The organism is Candidatus Zixiibacteriota bacterium (genome assembly GCA_040753875.1).
Taxonomy (GTDB): domain Bacteria; phylum Zixibacteria; class MSB-5A5; order GN15; family FEB-12; genus DATKJY01.
This window is the reverse complement of the sequence record JBFMDV010000025.1, coordinates 59,979-79,146: the sequence shown is the minus strand read 5'-3', so window position 1 is coordinate 79,146 and position 19,168 is coordinate 59,979. Positions and strand designations below refer to the sequence as shown.

Below are 19,168 nucleotides of genomic sequence, written 5' to 3'. Positions count from 1 at the left end.
AAGTGATACAAATGACGGTCGGGAAGGCACCTGGTTTGCCTTCGCTATTGTGGATTTGTTACTCGACACCATGACACCCACACCGGGAGGGGTTATGATGAGTTCGCTTGTTTCGAACCATACCGCCAGACCCAGCCTTTCGGCTATCCGCTCGGCGTATGCGCGCATGTTCAGCGCCTTGCAGCAGTTGTCATCAGGCTGGCGTATTAACTCGGCCGCCGATGACCCCGCAGGACTGGTTATATCCGAGCAGCTTCGCAGCCGGATCGCTTCGCTCAATGCCGAGATCGAATCGATCTCGCAGTCGATCGGCCGCTATCAGGCTGCGTCTTCAACCACCTTGGGATTGCACGATCAATTGCGGGAGCTTCGAGCATTGGCGGTCGGAGCCGCCAACGAAGGGGGCAACGACCCGGTGGTCCAGGAAGCCTTTGTGACATCTGCCGCTGCTCTAGTGGAGAGCTACAACCGCACGGTGCGCAGTGCCGAGTATGGCGGGCAGCTTCTGTTCGGCACGCACGACGGAGCGCTGGCCAATATCGGCGAGTTGACAGGGGTGGACCTGTCATCCGGAAGCCTTGCTGTGGATTCGCTGACCATCATCGATGAGGCGACACGCGAACTTGACGCCGTTGAGATACATCTGGCCTCGGAGCAGAAATATGGCCTTGAGTCGCGTCGCGATTCGCTCGAAGTTACGCGAGAGAATCTGATCGCGGCCGAATCACGGCTGCGCGATGCCGATTTCGCGGACGTCTACTCCAATTTCGTAGCCGGTATGATACAAACAAAAGCCACGCTTGCCATGCTGGCGCATTCGACTATGCTCGGTAGTGAAATTGCCAACCTTTTCAAGCGTTGATGGTGGATAAATGAAAACCGCCCGTGGGACCGGGCGGTGAGTAAACTGGGCCGAAGGCAAGATTACCCGGGGGACGCCCCTTATGTCATGCCGCTGCCGGCTTTGCCGTTTTGACCTGCGCGTTCTTGATGACCTTGCCGGCCTTCAGGCACGACGTGCACACCGTAAGCCGTTTGGGAACTCCGTTGACATACGCGCGGACTTCCTGCAGATTCGGCATCCAGCGTCGCTTGGTGATGTTGTGGGCGTGTGAGACCCGATGACCGCTGAGCGGCTTTTTCCCGCAAATATCACAAACTTTGGCCATAGTCCTGTGGTCGCTCCTTCTACAAAAGTCCTCTAAGTTATAGCCCAATACAGAAAGCGCAAGCGGAATCTGAGGACAGGGCGTCGACTGTCGGCAGCATCAGCCCACCCGACTGGGTTTGACTTGCCGCTTGCAATCCCCTATACTGTAGCCGCACCAGTTGCCACCTAATACGAAAGAACCTATTGGCAGACAGGACATTAGATGCTTGACCTTAAATTCATCCGGGAACATCCAGACCTGGTCAAGGCCGGAATAAACAAGAAAAACCACTCGTGTGATATTGACGCCATCCTCCGGCTGGATCACCGGCGACGTGAAGGCATTCAGAAGACCGACCAGCTCAAAGCTGAGCGAAACCGTGTCTCAGACGAAATCGCCAAAAAGAAGAAGGCCGGAGAACCGGTCGAAGCGACCATTGCCGCGATGCGAAAGGTGGGGGATGAGATCGCCGCGAACGATGCCGAACTGAGGCGGCTCGAAGATGAGATGAACGGACTGCTCATCTGGGTCCCCAATATCCCGCACGAATCGGTGCCGGTGGGGAAAGACGAGTCCGCCAACGTTGTGGTCAAGCAGTGGGGCGAGATCCCGAAACCCGGTTTTAAGGTCCTGCCCCATTGGGAGATCGGTGAGAAGCTTGGGATTATGGATCTACCCAGAGCCTCGAAGATTTCCGGATCAGGGTTCTATGTGTTGAAAGGGGCTGGTGCCCTGCTCGAACGGGCGCTGGTCAATTACATGCTGGACACTCACGCCGCTGCCGGTTTCGTTGAGCACAAAGTACCGTACCTGGTGACCTCGGACACGATGTTCGGAACCGGGCAGTTGCCCAAATTGGCGGAGGATATGTATAAGACCGAAGGGGACCAGATGTGGCTGATCCCGACGGCCGAAGTGCCGGTGACGAATCTCTACAAGCAGGAGATACTTTCGCACGAGCAGCTTCCGATCTACATGGTGGCCTACACACCCTGTTTTCGCCGCGAGGCCGGCGCCGCCGGCAAGGATACCCGAGGGATGATCCGCGTGCATCAGTTCGACAAGGTTGAGCTGGTTAAGATTGTCAGACCGGAAAATTCCTACGGCGAACTGGATTCACTTCTGGCTCAAGCCGAGAAGATAGTCCAGGGTCTCAAGCTGCCGTATCGGATATCCATGCTTGCTTCCGGCGACCTTTCGTTCGCGTCTGCCAAGTGCTTTGACATCGAACTCTGGGCGGCAGGAGTGGAGAAGTATCTCGAAATCTCTTCCGTGTCGAATTTCGAGGATTTCCAGGCGCGCCGCATGGGCTGCAAGTTTCGCGACACCGATAAGACCGTCAAATTCCCCCACACGCTCAACGGCTCAGGCCTGGCGCTGGCTCGACTGGTTCCGACCATACTCGAGAATTATCAGAACGCCGACGGCACCGTTACCGTACCGGAACCGCTTCGGCCATACATGCGCGGAATGGAAAAGATCGGCTGATGGCGTGGTCCGGGCGAATCCTCCCGCGGACGTCCGATCTGTATATCGGGAAGTCCACGTATCTGAAAGTGTTCCTCCTGATCGGAGTGATCGTTATCTCCACAATGTTCATTTGGTACACGTTCGCGGTTATCCGGCAGCTGCAGCATGACACGCGGGACCAGGTGGAGAAATACGTCAAGTTGTGGCAGCTGGCCGCCAATTCGCCGACCTCGGGCAACGAGCTTCAGTTCATCTTCAACGAGATCATCGTCAAGGCCACCTTCCCGATCATCGTGACCGACTCGATGCACGAGCCGCTCTACTGGCGAAACCTGGCAGGCATTTCGCCCGAGGACACCACCGCGACGTCCCATGCGCTGTTGCGACTGAAAGCCGCTTCGATGCACGGCCATAATGGTGAGTATCCGCTTTACTTTGCCGGCAAGCATGTCAACTATTTCCTCTACGGCGATTCCGAAGTCATCAATCAGCTTCGCATCATGCCGTTTATCCAGATCGGCATTGTGCTGGCGTTCATGGTGGTGGGAATCATCGGCTTCCAGACCATCCGGCGCAGCGAAGAGCGGCATATCTGGGTTGGCATGGCCAAGGAGACGGCACACCAGCTTGGGACGCCGCTGTCGTCGCTCATGGGGTGGATTGAAATGATCGAGGGAGAGTGTGCCGAGCGCGGCTCAGCGTCCGCGAACCAGCAGCTTGGCTCAATCGTTGACAATATGAAAGTGGATATCGCACGGCTTCAGCGCGTCACCAACCGTTTCGGACAGATCGGGTCGACCCCGGAACTCCGGATGTCCGACGCGAATGAACTGGTGCAGGAAGTGGCGGACTATTATCGCCGGCGCCTGCCGTTTCAGGGCAAAGGAATACAGATCCGGTTTAACCCTGGCGAGATTCCGACGGTTCCCCTGAATCCGGAACTATTCACCTGGGCGCTTGAGAATCTGACGAAGAACGCCATAGAGGCAGTCGACTCCAAAACCGGTGCAATCGACTTGAGAACTACACCTTCGGGGGACGGACGACACATTGAAGTGGAAGTAAAAGACAGCGGCAAAGGTATAACGCCGGCCGCGGCGCGGAAGATCTTTCAGCCCGGTTTCACGACCAAAAAACGAGGCTGGGGACTTGGCCTGACGTTGGTGCGACGGATCATCGTAGAGTATCACGGCGGACGCATCTGGCTGGACAAATCACAGCCCGGTGAGACGATCTTTCGTTTGGCCTTGCCGCTCGAACAAGCTAATCGACGGGTGAAGAATGGCGACAACAGTCGATCAGAAGAAAATCCTGTGGGTCGATGACGAGATCGACTCGCTGAAACCGCACATTCTCTTTCTGGAGAAGCGCGGGTTTGCCGTTACGCCCGTCATGTCGGGTGATGATGCGGTGGCGGCTGTCCAGAATCAGGCGTATGACCTGGTGCTCCTGGATGAGCATATGCCCGGCAAAGATGGCCTCTCCACCCTGGAAGAGATCAAAGACCTCAGGCCGCATCTGCCGGTCGTGATGGTGACCAAATCCGAAGAAGAGAGTCTGATGGATCAGGCGATCGGGCAGAAGATCGATGATTACCTTGTCAAGCCGGTCATCCCTTCGCAGATCCTGCTGGTCATCAAGCGGATCCTTGATGCCAAACGGATCATCAGCTCCTCCTCGATGCGGCGCTATATCACCGAGATCAACCGTTTCAGCCAGAAGCTCTATGGCGACATTGAGCCACGGGATTGGCACGAAGCGGCGCGCCTGATCGCCGAATGGAATCTGGAACTCGACCGCGGCAACGACCCGGGACTCAGGGACACGCATGATGGGACACACCGGGAGTGGAACACGGAGTTCACCAAGTACATAGAAAGCCGGTATCTGCGGTGGCTGTCGTCGGAAAAGCGCCCCATGCTCTCACCCGACGTGGTGGGGAGCTTTGTCGTCCCCGAACTGAAGCAGAAGCGAAAGGTTCTCTTCATCGTGGTGGACTGCATGCGGCTGGACCAGTGGATGCTGGTCGAACCGCTGGTGGCGGAGTTTTACAATGTGGAAAGGCACTATTACTTTTCCCTTCTGCCGAGTGCCACGCCCTTTGCGCGCAACGCGCTGTTCGCGGGGATGTTTCCCGATGACATCGACCGCACCTACCCGGACAACTACAAGGTCCAGGACGAGGGCTCGCTCAACCGCATGGAAGACCGCTTCCTGGCGGACAACCTGGCCCGTCAGGGGATCCGGCTGGACAAGCAGTTCAAGTACCTCAAAGTGTACAACAATACGGAGGGGGAGGAATACGCCAAGCGCGTAGCGGACTTTTTCGATTCGGCGCTCGTCACGTTCGTCTTCAACTTCCTCGATATTCTGGCGCACGGACGCTCCAATAATGTCATCCTCAAGGAGATCGCCGGCACCGAGGCGGCGTTTCGGACGCTCATGCAAACCTGGTTTGTTCATTCACCGCTTTTCGCCATCATCAAGGCGTTCGCCTCGCGTAAGTTCACGGTGGTCATCACATCAGACCATGGCTCGGTGTTGTGTCAGCGCGGCACCATGGCGCACGGAAAACGGAGCACCTCAACAAACCTGCGCTACAAATACGGCGACAACTTAAACTCGGATCCCAAGGAATCGATCCTCATCAAGAAACCGGAGCAGTGGCGCCTGCCGAAATTCAATCTGGCTACCACCTATATTCTGGCCAAAGAAGATTTCTATTTCGTGTATCCGAACAATTACAACGAGATGGTGCGACAGTTCCAGAACTCGTTCCAGCATGGCGGCATCTCGCTTGATGAAATGGTGGTGCCGGTGGCCGTGCTACGTCCCAAATGACCGTGCACGCGCTCAGCATCACATCACATTCGGAACTGGAGACGCTGGCTCTGGCCAAGCGGCTGGCGACCTCGTTTCACACCGGTGAGGTCATTGTGCTCAAAGGCCCGCTGGGTGCCGGCAAAACTGTTTTCGTCAGGGGCCTGGCACAAGGCTTGGGTATTGACGACCAACTGGTCACGTCGCCGTCATATGGTTTCGTCAACGAGTACCCCGGCAAGCCGCCGCTGTTTCATTTCGACCTCTACCGCCTCAGCGACGTGGTTGAGCTGTATGAAATCGGTTGGGACGAATATCTGAGTCGTGACGGTATCACGGTCATCGAATGGGGAGAACGGGCCGAATTTCTCCTGCCGGCACGATACTATCTCATCGAGTTCACGCTGGTCGATGACACCCGGCGCACTATCGACATCGCGCTTGTGGAGCAGTCGTGAGTCCATTTGACAATCTGCTGGCAATCGACAGCTCCACCAGAGCGCTCAAACTGGCGGTGAGCTTCGGTGCCGACCGGCTGGTGAAATCAGAAGAGTTGATGGAGCGCTCGCACGGGCAAGTGTTGACCAAGAAGATCGGGGAGCTATTGGCGTCGGCTGGGCTGACGACTCGAAATCTCCACGGCATAGTTGTCTCGATCGGCCCCGGCTCGTTTACCGGTCTTCGCATCGGCCTTGCAGCCGCAAAGGGGATGGCCGTGGCGCTCCACCTGCCCGTTGTGGGCATAAGTACGTTCGAGGTTGCGGCCTACCGCCTGTCGGAAATGCGCGAGCCAATCCGTGTTCTCATCCCTCTCAAGAAAGATGAACTGTTCATGGGTACCGTAGTAAATGGCGCCTGTGATCTGAACCAGATTCGCATTCTAACGCACGAACAGGTGATACAAGAGAGTGGAGAGCTTCATCATGTGGCGATCGGATTCGATCTGCAACATTCGCTTCCGCGATTGCGAAGTCCCGATGGCCAATCCGAGTTGTCATTCGATGCGGCCTACCTTCTGCAACTTGGTAGGTTGCGACTGGAACAGGGCCGGCCGGACGACCTCACCACGCTCGAACCGTTGTACCTTCAAAAGTCTCAGGCGGAGATTCGTTTTGAACAGCGAAACCGACAGGGCTGAACCGGCAATCACAATCCGGTATCTTGGGCCGCAGGATATCGATACCGTACTGGCTATGGAGCGATTGGTGTTCCCTGACCCGTGGCCGCGAGAGGCGTTTGAGGAGCAGCTCGAGAGTCCCGACTGGGGCGGGCTGGTGGCGGAATGCCGGGGAGAAATAATCGGTTATGCCTGCTATCTTATTGTGGCCCAGGAGGCGCATTTGGCGAATATCGCGGTGGCGCCGGCGTGGCGTCGAAAATCAGTTGCCAACCGGTTGATGCAGCGTATCTTGGACATCGTTAATGAACACCGGTGCGAAATGCTGCTTTTGGAGGTCCGTATCTCCAATGCAGCCGCCATCGCCTTCTACACAAAGTTCGGCTTCGAACAGCTCTATCGGCGGCGCAATTATTATCGCCGTCCGATCGAGGATGCCCAGGTGATGGTGAGATACCTGACCCGACCGTAACGGCGGATCGACTATGGAATGGTTTCGTAAAGCCAAATCGGGACTGGTCCCGCAGGAAAAACGGAATATTCCCGAGGGACTCTGGACCAAGTGCGAGTCCTGCGGCGAGATAGTCTATACCAAGAAAATGGAAACGCTGCTTTGGGTCTGCCCCAAGTGCAGTTACCATTTCCGCATATCCAGCCGCAAGTACCTTGAGATCCTCCTCGACGGCGGCCGCCTGGAGGAGTTCGACAACATGCTGTCGTCAGTCGACCCTCTCGGTTTCAAAGACTCCAAGCGGTATCCTGACCGACTGAAGGCTGCGCAGGAAAAGGCAGAAAGCGTGGAGGGAGTTATCAGCGGCCTGGGCGAGATCGACGGCATGCCGGTCTCATTTGCGATCATGGATTTTTCCTTCATCGGTGGTTCCATGGGGTCAGTGGTCGGCGAAAAAATCGCACGCGCCATCGAGCGCGCGATCGAGAAAGAAATACCGTTGATCATCGTTTCGTGCTCCGGCGGCGCCCGTATGCAGGAGGGGATACTCTCGCTGATGCAGATGGCCAAGACCTCCGGGCTGCTTGCCATTCTGGCCGAAAAGAGAATTCCGTATATCTCGGTGCTGACCAATCCGACCACCGCCGGCGTTATGGCGTCGTATGCGTCGCTTGGAGATGTCATCATCGCGGAACCAAAGGCGCTCCTGGGATTTGCCGGGCCGCGTGTCATTCAACAGACGATCGGACAGGATCTGCCCGAAGGGTTCCAGTCATCAGAATTCTTTCTCGACAAAGGATTCCTGGACAAGATCGTGGACCGTAAGGACATGAGAGACACCTTGGTCAAACTTCTGCATTATTTCTGGAGGCAGCGGTGAAGCGTCACTCCTACGCCCAGGCCGAGCGGTTCATTCTCAGCCGCGAGTTCTTCGGTATGAAACTCGGGCTTGAGAATATCACCGCCTTTCTCGACCGACTCGGAAACCCCCAGCGCGCATATCGTACCATTCATATCGCCGGCACCAACGGTAAGGGTTCCACGGCCGCTATGCTCGATGCCGTTCTCCGGGCACAGGGGTACCGCACCGGTTTGTATACGTCGCCTCATCTGGTCGATTTCCGCGAACGCATCCGGGTGGACGGTGAGATGATCCCGCGCCGGGTGGTGACCCGCTTCATCAATGCGCATCGCCCTGAACTCGTAAAAAAAAACTCTCGTTTTTCGAATTGGTGACCGCGCTGGCGTTCGGGCATTTCGCGGACGCTCATATTGACATCGGGGTTATCGAGGTTGGCCTCGGCGGACGGCTCGATGCTACCAATGTCCTGGCACCGATCATGACGATCGTCACCGATATCAATTTCGATCACACGGATGTTCTGGGTTCAACGTTGAGACACATAGCTCGCGAGAAGGCCGGGATCATCAAACCGCACGTGCCTCATGTTATCGGGCTTCTGCCCAAAGTGGCAGATGAAGTGATGTCGCGAACGTGTGAAGCACGGCGGGCGCCCTTGCATCGATTGAGAGAGGATAGCTTCATTATCCATCCGAGATCGCTGCAACTTGATTTTCGTTCTGACCAGTTGACTTTGCGATCGCTGAAACCATCGCTCATAGGTGTCCACCAACTGCGCAACACCGCGTTGGTCCTGCTGACAGTTTCCGTGCTCAAGAAACGGGGAGTTGTGCTGACGAAGGCGGCAGTGCAGAGAGGCATTGAAGGCACCGCCTGGGCGGGCCGCTTTCAGATTCTTCGCTTGCCACACCGGCCCACCGTGATCCTCGATGTCGGCCACAACATGGGCGGTGTGTCTGCCTTCGTAGAGGCGTTCAAGCTCAAATTTCCCAGCCGAAGGGCTGCGGTAATTGTTGGGTTCGTGAAGAAGAAACAGCATCGTGAGATGTTCAAATCCTTGTCCGAGATCGCGGCATCGATCGACATCGTGAGACTGAAGACTAAGCGCAGCGGCGACACGCGCGAGATGCAGCAGATCTGCACTGAATTGGGCATGACGGCGCGCCGCAGCCACGATATACGCGGTGCGTACGAAAGGCTGGTGCGCTCCCTGACACCTGACGATATAATAGTCGTGTCCGGTTCACACTACCTGGTAGGCGAGTTCTTGAGCATATACGGTAAATTGAAATGGTGAAACGGTTGAAAAAAAGCGGCAAACCGGCTGCGGTTCCGGCCGCCAAGCCCGGCGGCCACGACGGTCCGACGGGCGAGTCGCTTGAGGAACTCAAGGGGGAGCTTGAGGACAAGCTGGTCCTGCTGACCGAGACCAACCGCCAACTCAAGAGAAAGATCTTCGATCTTTACACCATTTTCGAGATCAGCCGGAACTTCAGCGCTGTCCTCAAATACCAGTCACTGCTCGACACGTTCATCTTTACCTGTCTGGGGCAGGTTGGAGCGCTCAAAGGCGCGATCTTCCTCAAGAAGGATGGACAGGGGGAGAAGTTCTATCTCACCAAATACAAGGGCTCGGGCAACTTCCCGCCACCGGAACACCAGTTCGAATCCAGCTCCCGTGTAGCAGAGTACCTGACGAAACTGAATCGTCCGGTCCTGACCGCCGAGTTGCTGAAAGACCTCGCCACGCCTTCTGAGACGGCCATCCTGCTCTGTTTTGATCCGGGCATCATAGTACCGTTGATATATCAGACGCGCCTCATCGGCATCTTCGCTATGGCGGATAAGATCTCCGGTCGCGAGTTTCAGACCGACGATATCGAGTTTCTCTCCATACTTGGCAACCAGATCGCGGTGGCAATTGAAAACGCACGCCTGTACGAGGGGGAGCGGCTGGCCACTCAACAGTTGCGCGCCGCACAGGAACAGCTCATCCAGTCGGAACGGATGGCGGCTTTGGGAGAAATGTCCGCGAAGATCGCGCACGAAGTGAACAACCCGCTCGGTATCATCAAGAACTATCTGGTCCTGATCAAACGAGCGGCCGCGGCAAGTAGCGATGTCCGTGCCTTTACCGGGATCGTCGAGCAGGAGATCGATCGCATCGCGGCCATTGTGCGACAATTGCTCGACTTCCACCGTCCCAAGCCGCTCAAGTTCGAGCCGCTCTCGGTACCGCCCATCATTGCCGAGGTGCTGGTGCTGACCGAACGACTGCTGGCGGCCAATAATATCGCGCTGGAAACGCGGATAGACGCGCCAACGCCCGCTGTTCTGGCGGTAGCGGACAATCTGAAACAGGTGTTTCTGAACCTGATCATCAATGCGCGTGACGCCATGCCGGAAAGCGGCCGACTGACCATCTCCGTTTACGCCGAGGGGGAGAGCCTGACCATTGATTTCTGTGATACCGGTCCGGGAATTCCCGAAGAACTGGTGCCTCGCGTGTTTGACCCGTTTTTCACGACCAAGGAGCCCGGGAAGGGGACCGGACTTGGACTTTCGGTCTGTCACAGCATAATCCGCAGCCACAACGGGTCGATAACATTCAGAAACCTTCATCCCGGCGGCTGCTTCTCCATCAGTCTGCCGACCGCTCCGAAGGACAAGGGACGCCAGATCACATGAGCGAGAAGATCATCATCATCGACGACGAGAAGCGGATGTGCGACTCGCTGACCGCTCTGCTGCAGGGAGATGGCTACCAAGTGGCCGGTTTCCAGCGGTCAGTCGAGGCGGTCGAAGTCATTCGGACCGAGAAAGTCGATCTGGTGGTGACCGATATCAAGATGCCGGAGATGGACGGTATCCAAATACTCCGTGCCGTCAAAGAAGTGGACGAAGGGATCCCGGTCATCCTGATGACCGGGTATGCCTCTTTGGATTCTGCGCTCGAAGCTATCGGCAAAGGGGCGTACGACTACCTGCTCAAACCGGTCGAGTTTCACCACCTGGAATTGGCGGTCAAACGGGCGATAGACAAGCGGCGCGCGGAGCTGGCGCGTCTTCGCCTGGTGGAAGAGCTTAAACTCTCCAACATCATACTCCAGCGGCGCATCGGCGAACTGAATGCCTTGTACGAGGCGGGCAAATCGATCGGTTCATCGCTCAATCTCTCCGAACTGCTCCGCCAGATCGTGGTGCTCGCCTCGGCCGTGACCGAGGCGCAGGTCGGCTCGATCATGCTGCTCGATGAGGCCAGGGAGTTCCTCACTATCGAGGCTGCCATCGGCCTCGATGAGACAATCGTTCATTCAACCCGTCTTCCTATTGGTGAGTCGATTGCCGGATACGTGGCCCACACCGGCGAAGCCCTGATGGTGGTCGATGTGGAACACGATGAGCGCTTTCGGCGGATCAACCAGGAACGGTACGGCACCGCATCCCTGCTTTGCACACCGCTCCGCATCAAGAACGATGTTCTCGGGGTCATCAATATGGCCAACAAGCAGGAGGGCAAACCGTTCACGCAGGATGACCTCCGCCTCCTCAGCACGTTTGCCTCGCAGGCGGCGATTGCGGTCGATGACGCCTACCAATTCGAGAAGAGCCGGCGGCGATTGGAAGAATTTGAGATCCTCCACGAAATATCAAACGAGTTGCCCAACATCCAGACTATCGCGAGTTTTCGAAACGTGCTGGTGAAGAAATTGCAGCGCGTATTTCCCATCGATTACGCCATCTGGTTCAACTGGATCGCCGCAACCGGCACACTTGTCCCCGATGGCGCAGTTGGTCTGGCCGATATCCCCCTGACGGAAAGCGGACGGATCGACCTTAGCCGCATGTCGCGCGACAGCATGATGCTGGGGGGCCTGGATCTCGAGAACGTTGATCTGGGAGATGTGTCGCGGGTATCGGCCATTGTGGCCGCCCGCCTCAGTGACCACGTGCATTATCCGAATCCGTCGGGTGCTTTCATGGCCGTGCCGATCCTCCGGAGCAGCGAACTGGCCTATGTATTCTGTCTTGGCGCCAGGTCGGACCGCCGCTACAGCCGGGATGATGTTTCGCTGGCCAGGCTGGTAATATCGCAGGCGGCCCTCCTGTTTGAACGGGAGAAATCGCTCCTCAACGCCACCCGTCTGCTGACTATGGGGAACATGATCTCGGAGATCTCCCACGACTTGCGCAAACCGCTCACCTCCATCAAGGGGGGACTCGATATCATCCGCCAGCGCTGGCCGGAATTGACCGAACGCTCCGAGTTCTTCAAAACGGTCGAGGACGAGATCTACCGCATGAACGAGCTGGTGCGCGAACTGGTCGACTTTTCCAATCCCAATAAGTACGAGACAACCAAGACGGATCTTCGGCAGATCATCATCCGCGCATCAGAGCTGGTCGGTCCCGACATGCGCAAGAAACGGGTGGCTTTCAAGACCGCTTTCGATGAATTCGACTATGAGATAATCGTCAATAAGAACCAGGTCCTCGAACTGTTCTTGAATCTGTTCATCAATGCTGTCGATGCCATGCCGAAAGGGGGGACCTTGACCGTCACCGGTCTCAAAGAGAGACCGGAACACAAGAAGCTGGACTATTTGGCGATCAGGGTGGCCGATACAGGATTCGGCATAAAGAAAGAGAACCTGGCCAAGATATTCGACCGCTATTACACCACCAAAGAAACTGGTACCGGACTTGGACTGGCAGTAGTCGAACGGATCATATCCGCTCATGGTGGCACACTCAAGGTAGAGTCGACAGAAGGGGTCGGCACCTGCTTCACTGTCTATTTCCCGATTCCCGCCACTGCATAGCTGCACAGATTTGCCGAAAAGTGGCAATAAACCTCAAAAACGGACTTGATTTGTTCGGACCCCTGCCGATACTTTCCAGTGAAGTAAGTCCAAGCAAGATATGGCCAAACCAAAGGTAAAAATACTCGTCATCGATGATGACCCGAAGGTTTCTTGGATCCTGACCGAGGGACTCGCCAACAGTTTCGAGTTTGTCTCCGCGCGAGACGGCATTGAGGGGATCCAGATGGTCTCGACCGAAAAGCCGGACCTCATCCTGCTGGACATCAAAATGCCGGGCATGACCGGTCTGGAGGTGCTCGAAAAACTCAACAAACTCGAGGGGCGCCCGGATGTGATCATGATCTCCGGGCATGGTGACACCAAATACGTGGTGGAATCGGTGAAACTGGGGGCTGCGGAGTTTATCGACAAGCCGTTCGATGTCAAAGAAGTCGAGATCCATATCAACGGGGTCCTTGAAAAGTCACGGCTCAAACGCGAGGTGAGTGATCTCAGAAAAGAGCTCCAGTCAAAAAGCAGCTACGCCGGATTTATCGGCGACTCCGGCGCAATGGGCCGTGTTAAAGCTATCATCGAACAGGTTGCCGACTCGGAACTGACTGTCCTTATCCGGGGAGAATCCGGTACCGGCAAAGAGATAGTTGCTCGTTCGCTGCACCAGTTGTCGGGCCGGCGGGACCACCCGTTTGTCAAAGTGAACTGTGCCGCCATTCCGCGCGACCTCCTTGAGGCGGAACTGTTCGGCTACGAAAAGGGAGCCTTCACCGGTGCTCACAAGCAGAAACAGGGACGCTTTGAGCTGGCTAACAAAGGGACGATGTTCCTCGATGAAATCGGGGACATGCCGCTCGAGCTCCAGTCCAAGCTGCTTCAGGTGCTGGAACAGCAGGAGTTCGTGAGGGTGGGGGGTATCCACAACATCCACGTCGATGTCCGGATTATCTGTGCCACCAACCGAAACCTGGAGCGGGCGATTGCCGAGCATGGTTTTCGCGACGACCTGTTTTATCGCCTCAATGAGATCACCTTGCTTCTTCCCCCACTGCGCGAGCGACGTGAAGATATTTCACTGCTGGTGACTCATTTCCTCGACAAGTACAATAGGCTGTACAAACGCGAATACGGGCAACTTTCGCCGGATACGGTCAACCAGTTGGTCAATTTCAGCTGGCCTGGGAATGTCCGGCAGCTCGAGAATATGATCAAACAGGTAGTAGTACGAGGTGACGAGAGCATTATCCGAGAACTCATTGCAACGAGCCAATTTTCGCCGGCCCCTCTGCATACGGCCCCACACCACCAGGAAATGATGCCGGCTGAGACGCCGGCAGGGAATGGAACCGATTCGTTTGCCCTCAAAAACCGCGTAGGCCGCACGGTCGCCGACGAAGAAAAGAAGCTCATCGCCGAAGTCCTTAACAAGACGAACTGGAACCGGCGGAAAGCGGCTGAGATTCTCCAGATAAGCTACCGGTCGTTGCTGTACAAGATCAAAGACTACAATCTCAATACCGCCAAGTAACAATCATTGCGCCGATCCAGCCGGTCTCGCATTTACTGGCCACCCCACCACATTCCTGCAAAACCCTGCATAATTTCTGAACATTGCTGAACAGCCGCGCTGATGTCACGCCACAGCAGGTTCATTCATAACTTTCTGTACGAAAGCAGGTTGTGCGCGCTCTGTTACCGTGCGATGTATAAACTCATGTAGAAAAGCTGTGGATAACCGGGCGTTCAGAATTATGGAATGAATGTTGCTGTACTAAGGTTGAACAGGTACGGGCACCTGGACGGAGTGAGCTATGAATGACAGCACGAGCATGTCTCTTGTGAGTGGAGACCCGTTTCTCAGCCACGCGGGGATTGAGCTAAAACGGGCCGAGCGGTACCGGATCTTTGTCTCGCTGGTGGTCATAGACCTGTCCGGTCTGGAAAACCTGCTGGGCGGTTGGAGTCCGGACCGATTGTCCGGGATCGAGGGTGCTGTGCGGGCACACATTAGAGCCAGCGATGTGGTCAGTTTTGTAGACCAGAGTTCGCTGGCGTTGTTGTTTCCCGAAACCTCGCGCCAGGGGGCGGAGGCGGCGGGCCGACGATTGACTGAGACGATACGCAAATTTGTCGGCGAGTCCATTGGACACGCAGTTGACTACGTACTCCCTTTGGAGATGGCGTCGTATCCGGATGCCGCCGGAGCCAAGAGCCTGGCAACGTTTCTTGGTGAACTGGCACACAAGCACCGGAACTGACTGCCGTTTTATATCCTTCCCATTCCCGTTGAAGACCGTCCGACCCCTCTGGGCGGTCTTCTTGTTTGTGTGCGAAGCCAGCTCTGGCTGCACGCGGTTCTCGACTCCGCTCGAACAGACGGCAGAGGCACCCGCTGGGTTCCCGCTTGACGCGGGAATGACACACGAGGGCGACTCTCGTTTCCGCTCAACTGTCATTGTGAGGAGTCCGCCGAAGGCGGACGACGTGACAATCCGACGACGGCGAGAATGCGCTGACACGTCAAGGTGTGCATGGATGTGCGTGACAGATTCCTCGTCGGTCCGCGAAGCGCGGGCCTTCTCGGAATGACGCCTCGGTCAGTCGGTCCACCGTACATGGTGGGCAGTCTGCCGCCTTACAACGGAACGAGATTGCCACGCCCCGCTCGAAGCGGGGCTCGCAATGACGAACGTGAGGAATGGAGGGCTTACGGCGGAATGAGGGCGGGACCGTCAGGTCACACGACGCTCGCGGCGTCGCAGGACCTGACCGAACAAAGGGGAGGCGCACCTGTTAGGTGCGGCACAGAACTCACCACCCCATGATCTGCTCGAGGTTGCGGTTGAGTTTCTCGATCCGCTCCTGGTAGTCTTCCTTCTTGGCCTTTTCCCGATCGATAATGTCCTTCGGGGCGTTGGAACGAAAATCGGCGTTCGCCAGCTTCTTGGAAATCTTCTCAAGCTGCACTTTCAACTCGTCCAGATTCTTTTGAAGGCGTCCCTTTTCCGTTTCCAGATCGATCAGCCCGGAGAGCGGCAAAAATACCTCGGCGCCGGAGATTACGGCTGATGAAGAAAACGGCGGCTTCTTGACATCGGTGCCGCAGTGCAACTGCTCCACACGAGCCAGCGAGCGGAAATACTCGATATGGTTCTGGAGCAGTGTGCCCAGCGACGGTTCGTTCACTTTGATATACAGGTCCGCCTTCTTGCCGGGCGGGACATTGAGCTCAGAGCGCATGGAACGAACAGCCGTCACCACATCCTGTATCTGTTTCAGACTGTTCTCCAACCTCAGGTCCTTGTGGCGTCCATCGGTGGAAGGCCACGGACCGAGCACAAGTGTCCGCTTGTCATCGCCCGATAACTGGCGCTGGATTTCCTCGGTGACAAACGGCACGAACGGGTGCATGAGCCGAAGAATCTGCTGGAGCACATAGGTGGCGACATTGAGGGAGTTCTCGCGGATCGGCTGCCCCGGCTGGTCCGGCTTGATCAACTCGATATACCACGAGCAATAATCATCCCACACGAAATTGTACAGGGTCTTGGCGGCAGCGGACAGGCGGTACTCGGCGAACGCCTTGTTGACGTTCTCGATTGTCCCCTCGAGGCGGGAGAGTATCCATCGATCAAACAGGACCAGATCGGTGTCGTCCACTTTGTCGAGCACCGGCGGGCGACCGTCGAGGCGCATCATTACGAACCGCGACACCTGGTACAGTTTGTTGACGAAATTGCGGCCCCCCTCGAACGTGTTCTTGCTGATCCAGGGGTCCTGGCCGTCCGGTGTGGCAAGCACCATGGAGATGCGGAGCGAGTCGGCGCCGTATTTTTCGATGATCTCGAGCGGGTCGATGCCGTTGCCGAGTGATTTGGACATCTTGATGCCGTTAGCGTCGCGCACTGTGCCGTGGATATAGACGTCGGTGAACGGACATTCCCCCATCAACTCGTAGCCGGCCATCACCATGCGGGCGACCCATAGAAAAATGATCTCCGAGGCGGTCACGAGCACTTTGGTCGGATAGAACTTCTGGAGTTCCGGTGTCTGCTCAGGCCACCCGAAGGTCGAAAAAGGCCAGAGCCAAGAGGAAAACCACGTGTCCAGGACATCATCGTCCTGCTTGAGGGACGCAGGGTCATATGGTTTGCACTGCTCTGCGGTCGGTCTGGTGGCAGAGATGAACATGGTGCCGTCTTCGGCGTACCAGACCGGGATGCGATGTCCCCACCAGAGTTGGCGGGAGATGCACCAGTCGCGGATGTTTTCCATCCAGTGCAGATAGGTTTTGGTCCAGTAATCCGGGTGGAACCGGAGCTTGCCGGTCTTGACAGCCTCAACTGCCGGTTGGGCCATCTCGCTCATTTTCACGAACCACTGTTCGGAAAGATAAGGCTCAATAATGTTGTGACAGCGATAACAGGTGCCGACCACCAGTTCGTACTTGTCGACCTTCTCGATCAGCCCGCGTTTTTGCAGGTCATCGACCAGTTGCCGGCGTCCCTCGAAGCGGTCAAGTCCCTTATATTTGCCGGCGTTCTCATTGAGGGTGCCGTCGATATTGAGGATGTTGATCTCTTCGAGGTCATGACGCTTGCCAATCTCAAAGTCGTTCGGGTCGTGGGCGGGGGTGACTTTTACTACGCCGGTGCCGAACTCGGGGTCAACGTAACTGTCGGCGATGATGGGTATCTCGCGTTCGAGAATCGGCAGGATGACGGTCTTGCCCACATATTTCTTGTACCGGCTATCTTTGGGAGAGACTGCCAGTGCCGTGTCGCCGAGCATGGTTTCCGGACGGGTGGTGGCGACGGTCAGGAAATCGTCGGCCCCTTTGAGTTTGTATTTGATATACCAGAGGTGGCTGTCTTTGTTCTCGCGTTCGACTTCATCGTCGGACAGGGAGGTCTTGCACGATATGCACCAATTGACGATCCGGTTCCCTTTGTAGATCCAGCCCTTGTCATAGAGATGTCTGAACGTCAGCGCAACGGCGTTGGACAGGCCATCATCGAGGGTGAAGCGGGTTCGCTCCCAGTCGCAACTACAGCCGATCTTCCGAAGCTGCCCGAGGATGATATCTTTGTTACGGTAGGCCCAGGACCGTGTCCGTTCGACAAACTTGTCCCGGCCGAGCTGGCGGCGGTTGGTCCCTTCTTTAGTCAATTGGCGTTCGACAATCACCTGTGTTGCGATCCCGGCATGATCGCATCCGGGAAGCCACTCAGTGGCAAAGCGATCCATGCGATGGCGCCGTACCAGGATATCCTGAACGGTATTGTTGAGTGCATGACCGAGATGAAGGACATCGGTGACGTTCGGCGGGGGTATCACCACGGAGTATGCCTTTTGAGGAGAATTAGGGTCGCCGTGAAAATAGCCGGCGGTCAACCAGTTCGCGTATATGCGGTCCTCAACCTCGTGCGGATCGTAGGCGGAGGATTTCTTATCTTTGCTTTCGGTATTGTTGCTCATCTGTTTCCCGCTCGTTATATTCGGCGGCCGCCGGAAATGACGGAGCCGTAGCTCTTTAGCCGTGCATAATAGGCGTCATGGCTGAGTTTGTCAAGGGGCGGCACCTGTTGATGGAGCTGGGCATTACTTTATAGCGCAAGGATTTATCTCGGCAGATGAACAACCTCAATGATCGGGTGAATGACCCCAACCTCACGCCGTTCGAGCGGCTTGTGCTGGTGATGGCAATCCTCCGTTCGCCCGAGGGGTGCAACTGGGACCGTCAACAGACTCATCATAGTCTGCTGCCGTATTTGATCGAAGAGGCTTACGAGGTGGTGGAGGTGATCGAGTCCGGGAAACTCGAAGATCTCAAGGAAGAGCTCGGAGACCTTTTGACTCAAATCGTTTTCCACGCGCAGCTTGCTTCCGAACGAGGGGAGTTCACGATCAATGACGCTGTTGCGGGTGTTGTGGAGAAGCTCATTCACCGTCATCCTCATGTTTTCGGCGAACGTAAGGAGTTGAATCCCAAGGAAGTCCGGGATCAGTGGGAGAGAATCAAAACGACTACGGGGGAGAAGCCCTCGGTCCTTGGCGGACTGCCGCGTACGATGCCGGCGCTTACGATGGCCTTTCGCATGGGAGAGAAGGCGGGGGGAGTTGGCTTTGATTGGGCAAATGCCCGCGATGTGGTTGACAAAATCGAGGAAGAACTCGGGGAATGCCGAAAGGAATTGACAGTCAGTGCGAAACCGGACAAGGAACGCATGACCGAGGAGATCGGTGATCTGCTCTTTGCGACCGCATCATTTGCGCGCAAGCTGGAAATCGAGCCGGAGATCGCTCTCAGGAAGGCGCTTGATAAGTTCCGAGATCGGTTCGGAAGACTTGAGGACGAAGTGCGGGCGAGCGGCCGGGCTTTCGACGACTACTCGCTGCAAGAACTCGAATCCATTTGGCAACGGCTGAAATAGCTCTGTATTTGACCGAACACCACGATTTTCTTTCGTGATCTTG

The 19,168-nt window shown here is 56.3% G+C and carries 17 protein-coding genes; 15 read left to right on the top strand and 2 right to left on the bottom strand.

Features of this window, described 5'->3' with window-relative positions; all coding sequences use genetic code 11:
- Positions 1-94: 94 nt before the first annotated feature.
- A complete protein-coding gene (locus tag AB1644_09355) occupies positions 95-862 on the top strand; it encodes a flagellin (GenBank protein ID MEW6051250.1) in 768 nt (255 codons plus the stop codon).
- Positions 863-947: 85 nt separating this feature from the next.
- Here AB1644_09355 and rpmB read toward each other — a convergent pair whose 3' ends face one another.
- Positions 948-1,169: a 50S ribosomal protein L28 gene (rpmB, locus tag AB1644_09350; GenBank protein ID MEW6051249.1), complete on the bottom strand. Its 222-nt coding sequence runs from the start codon at positions 1,167-1,169 to the stop codon at positions 948-950.
- A gap of 204 nt (positions 1,170-1,373) precedes the next feature.
- Here rpmB and serS point away from each other — a divergent pair, with 204 nt between their 5' ends.
- The 13 genes from serS (at position 1,374) to AB1644_09285 (ending at position 14,949) form a co-directional block, all read left to right on the top strand.
- Complete coding sequence (gene serS / locus AB1644_09345) at positions 1,374-2,639, top strand: serine--tRNA ligase (GenBank protein MEW6051248.1); 1,266 nt, start codon at positions 1,374-1,376, stop codon at positions 2,637-2,639.
- Positions 2,639-3,946, top strand: coding sequence for a HAMP domain-containing sensor histidine kinase (locus AB1644_09340; GenBank protein MEW6051247.1), 1,308 nt, complete (start codon positions 2,639-2,641; stop codon positions 3,944-3,946). Before serS ends, AB1644_09340 begins: the two co-directional genes overlap by 1 nt.
- Entirely contained in the window at positions 3,903-5,462 is a 1,560-nt protein-coding gene (locus AB1644_09335) for a response regulator (GenBank protein ID MEW6051246.1), read from the top strand. The genes AB1644_09340 and AB1644_09335 overlap by 44 nt, the downstream gene beginning before the upstream one ends.
- On the top strand, positions 5,459-5,899 hold the full coding sequence (gene tsaE / locus AB1644_09330) for a tRNA (adenosine(37)-N6)-threonylcarbamoyltransferase complex ATPase subunit type 1 TsaE (protein ID MEW6051245.1): 441 nt from the start codon (positions 5,459-5,461) through the stop codon (positions 5,897-5,899). The genes AB1644_09335 and tsaE overlap by 4 nt, the downstream gene beginning before the upstream one ends.
- Positions 5,896-6,579 (top strand): tRNA (adenosine(37)-N6)-threonylcarbamoyltransferase complex dimerization subunit type 1 TsaB, encoded by a 684-nt coding sequence (gene tsaB, locus AB1644_09325; GenBank protein ID MEW6051244.1) that lies wholly within the window; start codon positions 5,896-5,898, stop codon positions 6,577-6,579. The genes tsaE and tsaB overlap by 4 nt, the downstream gene beginning before the upstream one ends.
- Positions 6,554-7,030 (top strand): ribosomal protein S18-alanine N-acetyltransferase, encoded by a 477-nt coding sequence (rimI, locus tag AB1644_09320; GenBank protein ID MEW6051243.1) that lies wholly within the window; start codon positions 6,554-6,556, stop codon positions 7,028-7,030. The genes tsaB and rimI overlap by 26 nt, the downstream gene beginning before the upstream one ends.
- A gap of 13 nt (positions 7,031-7,043) precedes the next feature.
- The gene (gene accD, locus AB1644_09315) at positions 7,044-7,889 is read left to right on the top strand and encodes an acetyl-CoA carboxylase, carboxyltransferase subunit beta (protein ID MEW6051242.1); all 846 of its coding nucleotides are present in this window, start codon (positions 7,044-7,046) and stop codon (positions 7,887-7,889) included.
- On the top strand, positions 7,886-8,245 hold the full coding sequence (locus AB1644_09310; protein MEW6051241.1) for a hypothetical protein: 360 nt from the start codon (positions 7,886-7,888) through the stop codon (positions 8,243-8,245). Before accD ends, AB1644_09310 begins: the two co-directional genes overlap by 4 nt.
- Entirely contained in the window at positions 8,242-9,168 is a 927-nt protein-coding gene (locus tag AB1644_09305) for a cyanophycin synthetase (protein ID MEW6051240.1), read from the top strand. Before AB1644_09310 ends, AB1644_09305 begins: the two co-directional genes overlap by 4 nt.
- A complete protein-coding gene (locus AB1644_09300) occupies positions 9,162-10,559 on the top strand; it encodes an ATP-binding protein (GenBank protein ID MEW6051239.1) in 1,398 nt (465 codons plus the stop codon). The genes AB1644_09305 and AB1644_09300 overlap by 7 nt, the downstream gene beginning before the upstream one ends.
- A complete protein-coding gene (locus tag AB1644_09295; GenBank protein MEW6051238.1) occupies positions 10,556-12,694 on the top strand; it encodes a response regulator in 2,139 nt (712 codons plus the stop codon). The genes AB1644_09300 and AB1644_09295 overlap by 4 nt, the downstream gene beginning before the upstream one ends.
- A 100-nt stretch (positions 12,695-12,794) precedes the next feature.
- Entirely contained in the window at positions 12,795-14,219 is a 1,425-nt protein-coding gene (locus tag AB1644_09290; GenBank protein ID MEW6051237.1) for a sigma-54 dependent transcriptional regulator, read from the top strand.
- 283 nt (positions 14,220-14,502) lie between these two features.
- A complete protein-coding gene (locus AB1644_09285) occupies positions 14,503-14,949 on the top strand; it encodes a hypothetical protein (protein ID MEW6051236.1) in 447 nt (148 codons plus the stop codon).
- A 553-nt stretch (positions 14,950-15,502) separates the two neighbouring features.
- Here the strand turns inward: AB1644_09285 and AB1644_09280 are convergent.
- Complete coding sequence (locus tag AB1644_09280; GenBank protein ID MEW6051235.1) at positions 15,503-18,169, bottom strand: valine--tRNA ligase; 2,667 nt, start codon at positions 18,167-18,169, stop codon at positions 15,503-15,505.
- 155 nt (positions 18,170-18,324) lie between these two features.
- Between AB1644_09280 and mazG the strand changes: the two genes are divergently transcribed.
- A complete protein-coding gene (gene mazG, locus AB1644_09275) occupies positions 18,325-19,125 on the top strand; it encodes a nucleoside triphosphate pyrophosphohydrolase (protein ID MEW6051234.1) in 801 nt (266 codons plus the stop codon).
- Positions 19,126-19,168: the final 43 nt, after the last annotated feature.

Bases quoted from the DNA above. Each gene is read 5' to 3' on its own strand.
- AB1644_09355 (MEW6051250.1), top strand. From the start codon at position 95: ATGATGAGTTCGCTTGTTTCGAACCATACCGCCAGACCCAGCCTTTCG.
- rpmB (MEW6051249.1), bottom strand. From the start codon at position 1,169: ATGGCCAAAGTTTGTGATATTTGCGGGAAAAAGCCGCTCAGCGGTCAT.
- serS (MEW6051248.1), top strand. From the start codon at position 1,374: ATGCTTGACCTTAAATTCATCCGGGAACATCCAGACCTGGTCAAGGCC.
- AB1644_09340 (MEW6051247.1), top strand. From the start codon at position 2,639: ATGGCGTGGTCCGGGCGAATCCTCCCGCGGACGTCCGATCTGTATATC.
- AB1644_09335 (MEW6051246.1), top strand. From the start codon at position 3,903: ATGGCGACAACAGTCGATCAGAAGAAAATCCTGTGGGTCGATGACGAG.
- tsaE (MEW6051245.1), top strand. From the start codon at position 5,459: ATGACCGTGCACGCGCTCAGCATCACATCACATTCGGAACTGGAGACG.
- accD (MEW6051242.1), top strand. From the start codon at position 7,044: ATGGAATGGTTTCGTAAAGCCAAATCGGGACTGGTCCCGCAGGAAAAA.
- AB1644_09300 (MEW6051239.1), top strand. From the start codon at position 9,162: ATGGTGAAACGGTTGAAAAAAAGCGGCAAACCGGCTGCGGTTCCGGCC.
- AB1644_09295 (MEW6051238.1), top strand. From the start codon at position 10,556: ATGAGCGAGAAGATCATCATCATCGACGACGAGAAGCGGATGTGCGAC.
- AB1644_09290 (MEW6051237.1), top strand. From the start codon at position 12,795: ATGGCCAAACCAAAGGTAAAAATACTCGTCATCGATGATGACCCGAAG.
- AB1644_09285 (MEW6051236.1), top strand. From the start codon at position 14,503: ATGAATGACAGCACGAGCATGTCTCTTGTGAGTGGAGACCCGTTTCTC.
- AB1644_09280 (MEW6051235.1), bottom strand. From the start codon at position 18,169: ATGAGCAACAATACCGAAAGCAAAGATAAGAAATCCTCCGCCTACGAT.
- mazG (MEW6051234.1), top strand. From the start codon at position 18,325: ATGAACAACCTCAATGATCGGGTGAATGACCCCAACCTCACGCCGTTC.